Annotated in this window: 12 protein-coding genes; all 12 read left to right on the top strand. The window is 54.9% G+C overall.

The window, feature by feature from the left end; translation table 11 throughout:
- The first annotated feature begins 514 nt into the window (after nucleotides 1-514).
- Genes mraZ through OGY04_RS17215 form a run of 12 tightly spaced genes read left to right on the top strand, consistent with a single transcriptional unit; the run spans nucleotide 515 to nucleotide 14,032 of the window.
- Nucleotides 515-973 carry a division/cell wall cluster transcriptional repressor MraZ gene (gene mraZ / locus OGY04_RS17270; protein WP_003018792.1) on the top strand — a complete coding sequence of 153 codons (459 nt, stop codon included), beginning with the start codon at nucleotides 515-517 and terminating at the stop codon, nucleotides 971-973.
- A 1-nt stretch (nucleotide 974) separates the two neighbouring features.
- Entirely contained in the window at nucleotides 975-1,916 is a 942-nt protein-coding gene (gene rsmH / locus OGY04_RS17265; RefSeq protein WP_003018789.1) for a 16S rRNA (cytosine(1402)-N(4))-methyltransferase RsmH, read from the top strand.
- Entirely contained in the window at nucleotides 1,913-2,278 is a 366-nt protein-coding gene (gene ftsL, locus OGY04_RS17260; RefSeq protein ID WP_000625651.1) for a cell division protein FtsL, read from the top strand. Before rsmH ends, ftsL begins: the two co-directional genes overlap by 4 nt.
- A 15-nt stretch (nucleotides 2,279-2,293) precedes the next feature.
- Nucleotides 2,294-4,060, top strand: coding sequence for a peptidoglycan glycosyltransferase FtsI (gene ftsI, locus OGY04_RS17255; protein ID WP_003829538.1), 1,767 nt, complete (start codon nucleotides 2,294-2,296; stop codon nucleotides 4,058-4,060).
- Nucleotides 4,047-5,534 carry a UDP-N-acetylmuramoyl-L-alanyl-D-glutamate--2,6-diaminopimelate ligase gene (gene murE / locus OGY04_RS17250; RefSeq protein ID WP_286585716.1) on the top strand — a complete coding sequence of 496 codons (1,488 nt, stop codon included), beginning with the start codon at nucleotides 4,047-4,049 and terminating at the stop codon, nucleotides 5,532-5,534. The genes ftsI and murE overlap by 14 nt, the downstream gene beginning before the upstream one ends.
- Nucleotides 5,531-6,889, top strand: a complete 1,359-nt coding sequence (gene murF, locus OGY04_RS17245; protein WP_286585715.1) for a UDP-N-acetylmuramoyl-tripeptide--D-alanyl-D-alanine ligase — start codon at nucleotides 5,531-5,533, stop codon at nucleotides 6,887-6,889. Before murE ends, murF begins: the two co-directional genes overlap by 4 nt.
- The gene (mraY, locus tag OGY04_RS17240; protein WP_003018774.1) at nucleotides 6,883-7,965 is read left to right on the top strand and encodes a phospho-N-acetylmuramoyl-pentapeptide-transferase; all 1,083 of its coding nucleotides are present in this window, start codon (nucleotides 6,883-6,885) and stop codon (nucleotides 7,963-7,965) included. Before murF ends, mraY begins: the two co-directional genes overlap by 7 nt.
- A 2-nt stretch (nucleotides 7,966-7,967) precedes the next feature.
- Nucleotides 7,968-9,284 carry a UDP-N-acetylmuramoyl-L-alanine--D-glutamate ligase gene (gene murD, locus OGY04_RS17235; protein ID WP_191215163.1) on the top strand — a complete coding sequence of 439 codons (1,317 nt, stop codon included), beginning with the start codon at nucleotides 7,968-7,970 and terminating at the stop codon, nucleotides 9,282-9,284.
- The gene (gene ftsW, locus OGY04_RS17230) at nucleotides 9,284-10,528 is read left to right on the top strand and encodes a cell division protein FtsW (RefSeq protein WP_003829529.1); all 1,245 of its coding nucleotides are present in this window, start codon (nucleotides 9,284-9,286) and stop codon (nucleotides 10,526-10,528) included. Before murD ends, ftsW begins: the two co-directional genes overlap by 1 nt.
- Nucleotides 10,525-11,592 carry an undecaprenyldiphospho-muramoylpentapeptide beta-N-acetylglucosaminyltransferase gene (gene murG / locus OGY04_RS17225; RefSeq protein WP_003829528.1) on the top strand — a complete coding sequence of 356 codons (1,068 nt, stop codon included), beginning with the start codon at nucleotides 10,525-10,527 and terminating at the stop codon, nucleotides 11,590-11,592. The genes ftsW and murG overlap by 4 nt, the downstream gene beginning before the upstream one ends.
- Nucleotides 11,593-11,643: 51 nt before the next feature.
- Nucleotides 11,644-13,119, top strand: coding sequence for a UDP-N-acetylmuramate--L-alanine ligase (gene murC, locus OGY04_RS17220; protein WP_003018763.1), 1,476 nt, complete (start codon nucleotides 11,644-11,646; stop codon nucleotides 13,117-13,119).
- Nucleotides 13,112-14,032, top strand: coding sequence for a D-alanine--D-alanine ligase (locus tag OGY04_RS17215; protein WP_048214939.1), 921 nt, complete (start codon nucleotides 13,112-13,114; stop codon nucleotides 14,030-14,032). The genes murC and OGY04_RS17215 overlap by 8 nt, the downstream gene beginning before the upstream one ends.

Here is a 14,032-nt window from a genome sequence, read left to right as displayed (position 1 = left end):
TTATCTGAAATTCATTCTTGAAATACCCCGAATTAAAAATGCAACTATCCATTTTTGGGTTATTGATACGTAACGACGCGTTACGCTTGTATTATTTTGTTACATGCATGTATGGATTTGCCGAATTAACAAACACTTTGCTCTCGTATTGCGGCCGTCTGGTGCTTTCCTCGGCTCTGCGCGGCGTACAGACCGATTAACTGGTACTGTTAACTCGCTGCATATTGTCCTAAAATGCCGCTCGCGTCGCAAACTGACACTTTATATTTTCTTTGGATGATATTCAGTTGTTTTAAACAATGATGAGTTGTTGGATTTTTTTCTTACAAATATTCATGACGTTAATTTGCTTCGTTTGCTGTACGGAATTTGTTCAACGCTGATATTAGCCGTAAACAATGGGTTTTTTGCTCCGCTAAGCGCCGCGACTTGCTTGACAAGGTTTTCCTCCGCTCCGTAAACTCCTTTAAGTGGGAATTTGTGGGATAAAGTGGTAATTGGGGGTGAGACTGGCATGTTCCGGGGAGCAACGTTAGTTAATCTCGACAGTAAAGGGCGCTTATCCGTGCCTACCCGTTATCGGGATCAACTGCTTGAGAGCGCTACCGGTCAAATGGTTTGCACCATTGACATCCATCACCCGTGCCTGCTGCTGTACCCCCTGCCTGAATGGGAAATAATCGAGCAGAAGCTATCGCGTCTGTCGAGCATGAATCCAGTTGAGCGTCGCGTACAGCGCTTATTGTTGGGTCATGCCAGCGAATGTCAGATGGATAACGCTGGTCGATTACTGATAGCACCCATTCTGCGGCAACACGCAGGGCTAACGAAAGAAGTGATGCTGGTTGGGCAGTTCAATAAGTTTGAGCTGTGGGATGAAACGACCTGGTATCAACAGGTCAAGGAAGATATCGACGCTGAGCAGTCTGTTACTGGCGCGTTGTCGGAACGATTGCAGGATTTGTCTCTATAAAATGACGGAAAATTATAAACATACAACGGTGTTGCTGGATGAAGCCGTAAACGGCCTGAATATTCGTCCAGACGGCATCTACATTGACGGGACATTTGGTCGCGGTGGTCACTCACGTCTGATCCTCTCCCAGCTTGGCGAAGAGGGACGTTTACTGGCAATCGATCGCGATCCGCAGGCTATTGCCGTTGCAAAAACGATTACCGATCCTCGTTTCTCCATCGTACATGGACCTTTCTCTGCGCTGGCTGACTATGTCGCCGAGCGTGGACTGACCGGTAAGATCGACGGGATTCTTCTCGATCTCGGCGTTTCTTCACCGCAGCTCGATGACGCAGAGCGCGGTTTCTCGTTTATGCGTGACGGTCCGTTAGATATGCGTATGGACCCAACACGCGGTCAGTCAGCGGCCGAATGGCTGCAAACCGCCGATGAAGCAGACATTGCCTGGGTGATTAAAACCTTTGGCGAAGAGCGCTTTGGCAAACGCATTGCGCGCGCCATCGTGGAGCGCAACCGCATCGAACCGATGACCCGCACCAAAGAGCTGGCGGAAGTTATTGCAGCGGCAATGCCGGTGAAGGACAAATTCAAACATCCCGCGACCCGTACCTTCCAGGCGGTGCGCATTTGGGTGAACAGTGAACTGGAGGAGATAGAGCAGGCGCTAAAAAGCTCGCTCAGCGTGCTGGCTCCAGGTGGTCGCCTTTCGATCATCAGTTTCCATTCGCTTGAAGACCGCATTGTGAAACGCTTTATGCGTGAACAAAGCCGTGGTCCTCAGGTACCGGCTGGAATACCGATGACCGAAGCGCAGATCAAAAAGCTGGGCGGCCGTGAGTTAAGAGCACTAGGCAAGATGATGCCGGGTGAAGAAGAGGTAGCTGAGAATCCTCGTGCCCGTAGTTCAGTTCTGCGTATTGCAGAGAGGACGAACGCATGATCAGCAGAGTGACAGAAGCCCTCAGCAAAGTTAAAGGATCGATAGGAAGCAACGAGCGCCATGCCTTGCCTGGCGTGATCGGTGACGATCTTTTGCGGTTTGGGAAGCTGCCACTCTGCCTGTTCATTTGCATTATTTTGACGGCGGTTACCGTCGTGACAACAGCACACCATACGCGGTTACTGACTGCGCAGCGTGAGCAGCTGGTTCTGGAGCGAGATGCGCTGGATATCGAATGGCGCAACTTGATCCTTGAGGAGAACGCGCTCGGCGACCATAGCCGTGTTGAACGGATCGCAACGGAAAAGCTGCAAATGCAGCATGTCGATCCCTCACAAGAAAATATCGTAGTACAAAAATAAGGATAAACGCGACGCATGAAAGCAGCGGCAAAAACGCACAAACCAAAACGCCAGGAAGAACAAGCCAACTTTATCAGTTGGCGTTTTGCGTTACTGTGCGGCTGTATTTTGCTGGCACTGGGTTTTCTGCTGGGGCGCGTTGCCTGGCTGCAAATCATCGCGCCGGACATGCTGGTGCGTCAGGGTGATATGCGCTCTCTACGCGTCCAGGAAGTGTCTACATCACGCGGAATGATTACCGACCGCTCTGGTCGCCCGCTGGCGGTGAGCGTTCCGGTTAAAGCGATATGGGCCGACCCGAAAGAAGTACATGATGCAGGCGGCGTGAGCGTTGGCGAACGCTGGAGAGCGCTGTCAACCGCGCTGAATCTCCCGCTCGATCAACTGGCTTCCCGCATTAACGCCAACCCGAAAGGGCGCTTCATCTATCTGGCGCGTCAGGTAAACCCTGACATGGCCGACTACATCAAGAAACTGAAGCTGCCAGGTATCCACCTGCGCGAAGAATCCCGCCGTTACTATCCTTCCGGAGAAGTGACTGCTCACCTCATCGGCTTTACTAACGTCGACAGCCAGGGGATTGAAGGCGTAGAGAAGAGCTTCGACAAGTGGCTCACCGGACAACCGGGCGAACGTATTGTACGTAAAGACCGTTATGGCCGCGTCATTGAAGATATCTCCTCTACCGACAGCCAGGCGGCGCATAACCTCGCGTTGAGCATTGATGAGCGTTTACAGGCACTGGTCTACCGTGAACTGAATAACGCCGTGGCGTTCAACAAGGCGGAGTCAGGCAGTGCGGTACTGGTGGATGTAAACACCGGTGAAGTGCTGGCCATGGCCAACAGTCCGTCCTACAACCCGAACAATCTCACCGGTACGCCAAAAGACGCGATGCGTAACCGTACCATCACCGACGTGTTTGAACCGGGTTCTACCGTTAAACCGATGGTGGTGATGACCGCGCTGCAGCGTGGCGTGGTTCGCGAAAATACCGTCCTCAATACTATCCCTTACCGAATTAATGGTCACGAAATCAAAGACGTGGCGCGTTATAGCGAATTAACCCTCACCGGGGTTTTGCAGAAGTCGAGTAACGTCGGTGTTTCCAAGCTGGCGTTAGCGATGCCGTCCTCAGCGTTAGTAGATACTTACTCACGTTTTGGGCTGGGAAAAGCGACCAATTTGGGGTTGGTCGGAGAACGCAGTGGCTTATATCCTCAAAAACAACGGTGGTCTGACATAGAGAGGGCCACCTTCTCTTTCGGCTACGGGCTAATGGTAACGCCGTTACAGTTAGCGCGAGTCTATGCAACGATCGGCAGCTACGGCGTTTATCGTCCACTGTCGATTACCAAAGTTGACCCTCCTGTTCCGGGTGAGCGTATCTTCCCGGAAGATACCGTGCGTACCGTGGTGCACATGATGGAAAGCGTGGCGCTGCCGGGCGGCGGCGGCGTGAAGGCGGCCATTAAAGGCTATCGCATCGCTATTAAAACCGGTACAGCGAAAAAAGTAGGGCCGGATGGCCGCTACATCAACAAATACATTGCTTATACCGCAGGCGTTGCGCCTGCGAGTCAGCCGCGCTTCGCGCTGGTTGTTGTTATCAACGATCCGCAGGCGGGTAAATACTACGGTGGCGCCGTTTCCGCGCCGGTCTTTGGTGCCATCATGGGCGGCGTACTGCGCACCATGAACATCGAGCCGGATGCGCTGACAACGGGCGATAAAAATGAATTTGTGAATAATCAAGGCGAGGCAACAGGTGGCAGATCGTAATTTGCGCGACCTTCTTGCTCCATGGGTGCCGGGTGCACCGGAGCGAGCACTGCGGGAGATGACGCTTGACAGCCGTGTGGCTGCATCAGGCGATCTGTTTGTCGCAGTATTGGGTCATCAGGCGGACGGGCGTCGGTATATCCCGCAGGCGATAGCGCAAGGTGTGGCTGCCATTATTGCAGAAGCAAAAGATGAAGCTACTGATGGTGAAATCCGTGAAATGCATGGCGTTCCGGTCATCTATCTCAGTCAGCTTAACGAACGTTTATCTGCACTGGCGGGCCGTTTTTACCACGAGCCTTCTGAGAAAATGCGTCTGGTCGGTGTAACCGGGACTAACGGTAAAACCACCACCACCCAATTGCTGGCCCAGTGGAGCCAACTGCTTGGCGAAACCAGCGCGGTAATGGGAACAGTAGGTAATGGCCTGCTGGGCAAAGTGATCCCGACGGAAAATACCACCGGTTCAGCCGTTGATGTCCAGCATGTGCTGGCGGGGCTGGCTGCGCAGGGCGCAACGGTTGGCGCGATGGAAGTCTCTTCACACGGCCTGGTTCAGCATCGCGTGGCGGCGCTGAAGTTTGCCGCATCAGTATTTACTAACTTAAGCCGTGACCATCTCGACTACCACGGCGACATGGAACATTACGAAGCCGCGAAATGGCTGCTGTATTCCACGCACCATTGCGGTCAGGCCATCGTCAATGCGGATGATGAAGTCGGTCGTCGCTGGCTGGCGAAACTCCCGGATGCGGTTGCCGTTTCGATGGAAGACCACATCAACCCGAACTGTCATGGTCGTTGGTTAAAAGCGGTTGACGTGAAGTATCACGACAGTGGGGCAACGATTCGTTTTACCTCCTCATGGGGCGACGGCGAAATTGAAAGCCGCCTGATGGGGGCGTTTAACGTCAGCAATCTTTTGCTGGCGCTGGCAACGCTGTTGGCACTGGGCTATCCGTTAGCTGATTTACTGAAAACGGCGACACAATTGCAGCCGGTTTGCGGACGTATGGAAGTGTTCAGCTCGCCGGGTAAAACCACCGTGGTGGTTGATTACGCTCATACGCCAGATGCGCTGGAAAAAGCGCTGCAGGCGGCACGTCTGCACTGTACTGGCAAACTGTGGTGCGTCTTTGGCTGCGGCGGCGATCGCGATAAAGGCAAACGTCCGTTGATGGGCGCAATCGCCGAGCAGTTTGCAGATGTTGTCGTGGTGACTGATGACAACCCGCGTACCGAAGAGCCGCGCGCCATTATTAACGACATTCTGGCGGGTATGCTGGATGCCGGACAGGCGAAGGTGATGGAAGGGCGCGCAGAAGCCGTGACAAACGCCATTATGCAGGCGAAAGAAAACGACGTGGTGCTGGTGGCCGGGAAAGGTCACGAAGATTACCAGATCGTCGGCTCGCAGCGTCTCGACTATTCTGACCGCGTGACCGCAGCGCGTCTGCTGGGGGTTATCGCATGATTAGCGTAACGCTCAGCCAACTGGCGGAGATCCTCCGTGGCGAACTGAAAGGGGCCGATCTGACCCTTGATGCCGTAACAACCGATACGCGTAAAGTGACGCCGGGCTGCCTGTTTGTGGCGCTGAAAGGCGAACGTTTTGATGCCCATGATTTTGCAGACAAAGCGCAAGAGAGCGGGGCGGGTGCGCTGCTGGTCAGCCGCCCGTTGGACACCAACCTGCCGCAGCTGATTGTTAAAGATACGCGTCTGGCGTTTGGTGAACTGGCGGCGTGGGTTCGCGCTCAGGTTCCGGCGCGCGTTGTCGCGCTGACCGGCTCATCCGGTAAAACGTCCGTCAAAGAGATGACGGCTGCCATTCTGAGCCAGTGTGGTAACACCCTATATACCGCGGGCAATCTGAATAACGACATCGGCGTACCGATGACGCTGCTGCGCTTAACTAACGATTACGACTATGCCGTGATTGAGCTCGGCGCCAACCATCAGGGCGAAATCGCCTGGACCGTCGGCCTGACGCGTCCGGAAGCGGCGCTGGTGAACAATCTGGCCGCCGCGCACCTGGAAGGTTTTGGCTCTCTGGCGGGCGTTGCGAAGGCAAAAGGTGAGATTTTTACCGGCCTGTCTGCGAATGGTATCGCCATTATGAATGCCGACAACAACGACTGGTTGAACTGGCAAAGCATCATCGGCGATCGCAAAGTCTGGCGCTTCTCCCCTAATGCGGCCAACAGCGACTTTTCTGCTACCAACGTTCATGTGACCTCGCATGGCACAGAATTTTCTCTGCAAACGCCGACCGGAAGCATTGATGTCCTGCTGCCGTTGCCGGGTCGCCACAATATCGCTAACGCCCTTGCGGCGGCGGCGCTTTCTATGGCGGTAGGCGCGACGCACGAGGCGATCAAAGCGGGTTTGAAGGATCTGCAAGCGGTACCGGGACGTCTGTTCCCGATTCAACTCGCAGAAAATCAGCTGCTGCTGGACGACTCCTATAACGCGAACGTCGGTTCGATGACCGCAGCGGTGCAGGTGCTGTCTGAAATGCCGGGCTATCGCGTTCTGGTCGTTGGCGATATGGCAGAGCTTGGCGCAGAAAGTGAAGCATGCCATGTACAGGTAGGTGTTGCTGCGAAAGCAGCAGGTATCGACCGTGTACTGAGTACAGGAAAACTGAGTCAGGCAATTAGCGACGCCAGCGGCGTTGGCGAACATTTTGCGGATAAAAGCGCGCTGGCCGCGCATCTTAAAGCATTGATTGCAGAACATCAGGTCATGACGATTTTAGTGAAGGGTTCACGTAGTGCCGCCATGGAAGAGGTAGTACGCGCATTACAGGAGAATGGGACATGTTAGTTTGGCTGGCCGAACATTTGGTCAAATATTATTCCGGCTTTAACGTCTTTTCCTATCTGACGTTTCGCGCCATCGTCAGCCTGCTGACCGCGCTGTTCATCTCTTTGTGGATGGGCCCGCGCATGATTGCCCGCTTGCAAAAAATGTCCTTTGGACAGGTCGTACGTAACGACGGTCCTGAATCGCACTTTAGTAAACGTGGTACGCCAACCATGGGCGGGATCATGATCCTCACCGCGATTGTTATCTCCGTTCTGTTGTGGGCATATCCGTCGAACCCGTACGTATGGTGCGTGCTGGTGGTATTGATTGGCTACGGCATTATCGGTTTTGTCGATGACTACCGCAAAGTGGTGCGCAAAGATACTAAGGGGTTGATTGCCCGCTGGAAGTACTTCTGGATGTCGGTGATTGCGCTGGGTGTAGCCTTTGCGCTGTACCTCGCCGGTAAAGATACCCCGGCTACCGAGCTGGTGGTGCCGTTCTTTAAAGATGTCATGCCGCAGTTGGGGCTGTTCTACGTGCTGCTGGCGTACTTCGTGATTGTGGGTACTGGCAATGCGGTAAACCTCACCGATGGCCTGGATGGTCTGGCGATTATGCCGACCGTGTTCGTGGCCGCAGGTTTTGCGCTGGTGGCGTGGGCGACCGGTAACATGAACTTTGCCAACTACCTGCACATTCCCTATTTACGCCATGCCGGCGAACTGGTGATCGTCTGTACGGCGATTGTCGGTGCGGGGTTAGGCTTCCTGTGGTTTAACACCTATCCGGCGCAGGTCTTTATGGGCGACGTCGGTTCGCTGGCGCTGGGCGGCGCGCTGGGCATTATTGCCGTGCTGCTGCGTCAGGAATTCCTGCTGGTAATCATGGGCGGCGTATTTGTTGTGGAAACGCTGTCGGTCATTCTGCAGGTTGGCTCCTTTAAGCTGCGCGGACAGCGTATCTTCCGTATGGCGCCGATTCACCATCACTATGAACTGAAAGGCTGGCCGGAACCGCGCGTAATTGTGCGCTTCTGGATTATTTCGCTGATGCTGGTGCTGATTGGCCTGGCAACGCTGAAGGTACGTTAATCATGGCTGATTACCAGGGTAAAAAAGTCGTCATTATCGGTCTGGGATTGACCGGACTGTCCTGCGTGGATTTCTTTCTGGCGCGTGGCGTGACGCCGCGTGTGATGGATACCCGCGCAACGCCACCTGGCCTGGATAAATTGCCGGAAGCGGTTGAGCGTCATGTTGGCAGCCTGAATGATGATTGGCTGCTGGCCGCCGATCTCATCGTCGCCAGCCCTGGTATTGCCCTGGCGCATCCTTCTCTGAGCGCCGCTGCTGATGCAGGGATCGAAATTGTCGGTGACATCGAGCTGTTCTGTCGTGAAGCGCAGGCGCCGATCGTCGCGATCACCGGTTCCAACGGGAAAAGCACCGTCACCACGTTGGTGGGAGAAATGGCGAAAGCGGCTGGTGTGAACGTGGGTGTTGGCGGAAATATCGGCCTGCCCGCGCTGATGCTGCTGGATGACGAACGTGAGCTGTATGTACTGGAGCTGTCGAGCTTCCAGCTGGAGACAACCTCCAGCTTACAGGCCGTAGCCGCCACCATTTTGAACGTCACCGAAGATCATATGGACAGGTATCCGTTTGGCTTGCAGCAGTACCGTGCGGCCAAACTGCGCGTCTATGAGAATGCGAAAGTGTGCGTGGTTAATGCCGATGATGCGCTGACCATGCCGATTCGCGGGGCGGATGAGCGCTGCGTGAGCTTTGGCATCAACATGGGTGACTATCATCTCAATCGTCAGCAGGGTGAAACCTGGCTGCGGGTGAAGGGTGAAAAAGTCCTGAACGTGAAAGAGATGACGCTTACCGGCCAGCATAACTATACCAACGCCCTGGCGGCGCTGGCGCTGGCGGATGCTGCGGGTCTGCCGCGGGCATCCAGCCTGAAAGCGCTGACTACCTTTACCGGTCTGGCGCATCGTTTCCAGTTGGTACTGAATCATAACGGTGTGCGTTGGATCAACGATTCAAAAGCCACCAACGTTGGCAGCACCGAAGCGGCACTGAATGGTCTGCACGTTGACGGTACGTTGCACCTGCTGCTGGGCGGCGATGGGAAATCCGCCGACTTTATGCCGCTGCAACGCTACCTGACTGGCGATAACATTCGTCTGTACTGCTTTGGTCGCGATGGCGCACAGCTTGCCGCTCTGCGTCCTGAGGTTGCGGAACACACTGAAACCATGGAGCAGGCAATGCGTCTGCTCGCACCGCGTGTGAGGCCGGGTGATATGGTGTTGCTGTCGCCAGCCTGCGCCAGCCTTGACCAGTTCAAGAACTTTGAGCAACGCGGTGACGTCTTTACCCGTTTAGCGAAGGAGTTGGGTTGATGCGCTTCTCTCTCCCTCGTCTGAAAATGCCGCGCGTACCGGGACTGGGTGTCCTGGCGTGGATCTTCGCGGCACTTAAAGGCTGGGTGATGGCTTCGCGTGATAAAGACGCGGACAGCTTGATCATGTATGACCGCATGCTGCTGTGGCTGACTTTTGGTCTGGCAGCGATCGGTTTTGTGATGGTGACATCGGCATCGATGCCCGTAGGGCAACGCCTGGCAGGCGATCCTTTCCTGTTTGCTAAGCGTGACGCGCTGTATATCTTCCTCGCGTTCTGTCTGGCGATGGTGACGCTGCGTCTGCCGATGGAGTTCTGGCAAAAGTACAGCACGACGATGCTGATCGCCTCGATCATCATGTTGTTGATCGTGCTGGTGGTGGGGAGCTCCGTTAACGGGGCATCGCGCTGGATCGCGCTGGGTCCACTGCGTATTCAGCCTGCGGAATTCACCAAGCTGTCGCTGTTCTGTTATCTCGCTAACTACCTGGTGCGTAAAGTCGATGAAGTGCGTAATAACCTGCGCGGCTTCTTAAAACCGATGGGTGTGATTCTGGTGCTGGCAGTCTTACTGCTGGCGCAGCCTGACCTTGGTACGGTAGTGGTACTGTTTGTCACGACGCTGGCGATGCTGTTTCTCGCTGGTGCGAAACTGTGGCAGTTCATTGCCATTATCGGCATGGGGATTTCGGCGGTGGTGCTGCTGATCCTTGCCGAACCGTATCGTATTCGCCGCGTAACCTCTTTCTGGAACCCATGGGAAGATCCGTTTGGCAGCGGCTATCAGTTAACGCAATCGCTGATGGCTTTTGGTCGCGGTGAGGTTTGGGGTCAGGGGTTAGGTAATTCAGTGCAAAAACTGGAGTATTTACCGGAAGCGCACACCGACTTCATCTTCGCCATCATTGGGGAAGAGCTGGGTTATATCGGTGTGGTATTGGCGCTTTTAATGGTATTCTTCGTCGCTTTTCGCGCGATGTCGATCGGTCGCAAAGCACTGGAAATTGACCACCGTTTTTCAGGCTTTCTAGCCTGCTCCATCGGGATTTGGTTTAGCTTCCAGGCCCTGGTAAACGTCGGCGCGGCAGCAGGTATGCTGCCAACAAAAGGTCTGACGTTACCGCTGATCAGTTATGGTGGTTCCAGTTTGTTGATTATGTCGACGGCCATCATGTTTTTGTTACGTATTGATTATGAAACGCGTCTGGAAAAAGCCCAGGCGTTTACACGAGGTGCACGATGAGTGGTCAACCGAAGCGGTTAATGGTGATGGCAGGCGGTACCGGCGGGCATGTGTTCCCGGGGCTGGCGGTCGCGCATCATTTAATGGCCCAGGGCTGGCAGGTTCGTTGGCTGGGCACCGCCGATCGTATGGAAGCGGACTTAGTGCCGAAGCATGGCATTGAAATTGACTTTATTCGCATCTCCGGTTTGCGTGGCAAAGGTGTCAACGCGCTGCTTGCCGCCCCCGTGCGTATTTTTAATGCCTGGCGTCAGGCGCGCGCCATCATGAAGCAGTTTAAGCCTGATGTGGTGCTGGGGATGGGCGGTTACGTGTCCGGCCCTGGCGGTCTGGCTGCCTGGTCATTAGGCATTCCGGTTGTACTGCATGAGCAGAACGGCATTGCGGGATTAACTAACAAGTGGCTGGCGAAGATTGCAACGAAGGTGATGCAGGCTTTTCCTGGCGCTTTCCCGAATGCGGAAGTGGTGGGTAACCCAGTACGCACCGACGTTCTGGCGCTGCCGTTGCCCGAAGCGCGTCTGGCGGGGCGTGAAGGCCCGGTTCGCGTGCTGGTCGTCGGGGGATCTCAGGGCGCACGCGTATTGAACCAGACGATGCCGCAGGTTGCCGCAAAGCTTGGTGACGCGGTGACTATCTGGCATCAGAGTGGCAAAGGCGCGCAGCAAACCGTTGAACAGGCGTATGCCGACGCGGGACAACCGCAGCACAAGGTCACTGAGTTTATTGATGATATGGCAGCCGCCTACGCGTGGGCGGATGTCGTAGTTTGTCGCTCCGGCGCGCTGACGGTAAGCGAAATTGCCGCTGCGGGTTTACCTGCGCTGTTTGTGCCTTTTCAGCATAAAGACCGACAGCAGTACTGGAATGCGCTGCCGCTGGAGAAAGCGGGCGCCGCCAAAATTCTTGAGCAGCCGCAGTTTACTGTGGATGCCGTCGCTAACACCCTTTCCGGGTGGTCGCGAGAAACCTTATTAACCATGGCAGAACGTGCGCGCGCCGCTTCCATTCCGGATGCTACAGAGCGCGTTGCTAATGAAGTGAGCCGGGCTGCCCGGGCGTAATTGTGGTGATGCCTTTTGCATCGCATGAACTAAGAAGTTAATGGCTAAAGAATGAATACACAACAACTGGCAAAACTGCGTTCCATCGTGCCCGAAATGCGTCGCGTTCGGCACATTCACTTTGTCGGCATCGGTGGTGCTGGTATGGGCGGTATTGCCGAAGTTTTGGCCAACGAAGGTTATCAGATCAGCGGTTCTGACTTAGCGCCGAACCCGGTGACGCAGCAGTTGACGAATCTGGGCGCCACGATTTTCTTCAACCATCGCCCGGAAAACGTGCGCGATGCGAGCGTGGTGGTGGTATCCAGCGCCATTTCTGCGGATAACCCGGAAATTGTTGCGGCGCATGAAGCGCGCATTCCGGTGATCCGTCGTGCTGAAATGCTGGCGGAGTTAATGCGTTTTCGTCACGGTATCGCCATTGCCGGGACGCACGGTAAAACCACGACCACAGCGATGGTCTCCAGTATCTACGCGGAAGCGGGGCTGGATCCGACGTTTGTCAACGGCGGTCTGGTGAAGGCCGCAGGCGTCCATGCGCGTCTGGGTCATAGCCGTTATTTAATTGCTGAGGCGGATGAGAGCGATGCGTCGTTCCTGCATTTGCAGCCGATGGTAGCGATTGTTACCAATATCGAAGCCGATCATATGGATACCTACCATGGCGACTTCGAAAATTTAAAGCAGACGTTTATTAATTTCCTGCATAACTTGCCGTTTTATGGTCGTGCGGTGATGTGCGTTGACGACCCGGTGATCCGCGAGTTGTTGCCGCGAGTTGGTCGTCAAACCACAACCTATGGTTTCAGCGATGATGCTGATGTGCGCGTCGAAGATTACCAGCAGATTGGTCCACAAGGACACTTCACGCTGCTGCGTCAGGGGATGGCCGATTTACGCGTGACGTTGAACGCACCGGGCCGTCACAATGCGCTGAACGCGGCGGCGGCGGTAGCAGTTGCAACAGAAGAAGGCATTGAAGACGACGCAATTCTGCGCGCGCTGGAAAGTTTCCAGGGCACCGGACGACGTTTTGACTTCCTCGGCGAATTCCCGCTTGAGCCGGTAAACGGTAAAGCCGGGACGGCGATGCTGGTGGATGATTATGGTCATCACCCTACGGAAGTGGATGCCACGATTAAAGCTGCACGCGCGGGCTGGCCGGACAAAAATTTGGTGATGCTGTTCCAGCCGCACCGCTTTACGCGTACTCGCGATCTGTATGACGACTTTGCCAACGTGCTGACTCAGGTCGATGCGCTGTTGATGCTGGATGTGTACGCCGCGGGTGAAGCCGCGATTCCAGGAGCCGACAGTCGCTCGCTGTGCCGTACGATCCGTGGTCGCGGTAAGATCGACCCGATTCTGGTATCCGATCCGGCTCAGGTGGCAGACATGCTGGCGCCGGTATTAACCGGCAACGATCTGATTTTGGTGCAGGGCGCTGGAAATATCGGCAAAATCGCGCGTTCCTTAGCTGAAATCAAACTGAAGCCGCAAAACCCGGAGGAAGAACAACATGGCTGATAAAATCGCGGTCCTGTTAGGGGGAACCTCCGCAGAGCGTGACGTTTCGCTGAATTCCGGCGCGGCCGTACTGGCAGGGTTACGCGAAGGTGGTGTGGATGCTCATCCAATTGACCCAAAAGAGGTTGATGTCACGCTTTTGAAATCGATGGGTTTTCAAAAGGTGTTTATTGCGCTGCACGGTCGTGGTGGTGAAGATGGCACGTTGCAGGGCATGCTGGAGCTGGTTGGTCTGCCGTACACCGGTAGTGGCGTCATGGCTTCTGCGATTTCGATGGACAAACTGCGCAGCAAACTGTTGTGGCAGGGGGCTGGTTTACCGGTCGCGCCTTGGGTCGCATTGACTCGCGCTGAGTTCGAAAAAGGTCTTAGTGATGAGGTGGTTACGGAGATTTCTGCGTTAGGTTTGCCGCTAATTGTGAAGCCAAGCCGTGAAGGCTCAAGCGTAGGGATGTCAAAAGTTGAAGAAGAAAATGCTTTGCATGGTGCATTAGCATTGGCTTTTCAGCATGATGAAGAAGTACTGATCGAAAAATGGCTCAGTGGCCCGGAATTTACAGTTGCGATACTTGGTGAAGAAATTTTACCGTCAATACGTATCCAACCCGCGGGAACCTTCTATGATTATGAGGCGAAGTATCTCTCTGATGAGACACAATATTTCTGCCCTGCCGGTCTGGAAGTCGAACAAGAGGCCCGTTTACAGGAATTAGTCCTGAAAGCGTGGACCACATTGGGCTGTAAAGGTTGGGGTCGCATTGACGTCATGCTGGACAGCGATGGCCAGTTTTATCTGCTGGAAGCGAATACCTCTCCGGGTATGACCAGCCACAGTCTGGTGCCGATGGCGGCGCGTCAGGCGGGCCTGAGCTTCTCGCAGTTGGTGGTAAGAATTCTGGAGTTGGCGGACTGA

Source organism: Citrobacter sp. Cpo091 (assembly GCF_030332645.1).
Taxonomy (GTDB): Bacteria; Pseudomonadota; Gammaproteobacteria; order Enterobacterales; family Enterobacteriaceae; genus Citrobacter; species Citrobacter portucalensis.
This window is presented reverse-complemented; position numbering and strand designations above follow the sequence as displayed.

Bases quoted from the DNA above. Each gene is read 5' to 3' on its own strand.
- mraZ (WP_003018792.1), top strand. From the start codon at position 515: ATGTTCCGGGGAGCAACGTTAGTTAATCTCGACAGTAAAGGGCGCTTA.
- rsmH (WP_003018789.1), top strand. From the start codon at position 975: ATGACGGAAAATTATAAACATACAACGGTGTTGCTGGATGAAGCCGTA.
- ftsL (WP_000625651.1), top strand. From the start codon at position 1,913: ATGATCAGCAGAGTGACAGAAGCCCTCAGCAAAGTTAAAGGATCGATA.
- ftsI (WP_003829538.1), top strand. From the start codon at position 2,294: ATGAAAGCAGCGGCAAAAACGCACAAACCAAAACGCCAGGAAGAACAA.
- murF (WP_286585715.1), top strand. From the start codon at position 5,531: ATGATTAGCGTAACGCTCAGCCAACTGGCGGAGATCCTCCGTGGCGAA.
- mraY (WP_003018774.1), top strand. From the start codon at position 6,883: ATGTTAGTTTGGCTGGCCGAACATTTGGTCAAATATTATTCCGGCTTT.
- murD (WP_191215163.1), top strand. From the start codon at position 7,968: ATGGCTGATTACCAGGGTAAAAAAGTCGTCATTATCGGTCTGGGATTG.
- ftsW (WP_003829529.1), top strand. From the start codon at position 9,284: ATGCGCTTCTCTCTCCCTCGTCTGAAAATGCCGCGCGTACCGGGACTG.
- murG (WP_003829528.1), top strand. From the start codon at position 10,525: ATGAGTGGTCAACCGAAGCGGTTAATGGTGATGGCAGGCGGTACCGGC.
- murC (WP_003018763.1), top strand. From the start codon at position 11,644: ATGAATACACAACAACTGGCAAAACTGCGTTCCATCGTGCCCGAAATG.
- OGY04_RS17215 (WP_048214939.1), top strand. From the start codon at position 13,112: ATGGCTGATAAAATCGCGGTCCTGTTAGGGGGAACCTCCGCAGAGCGT.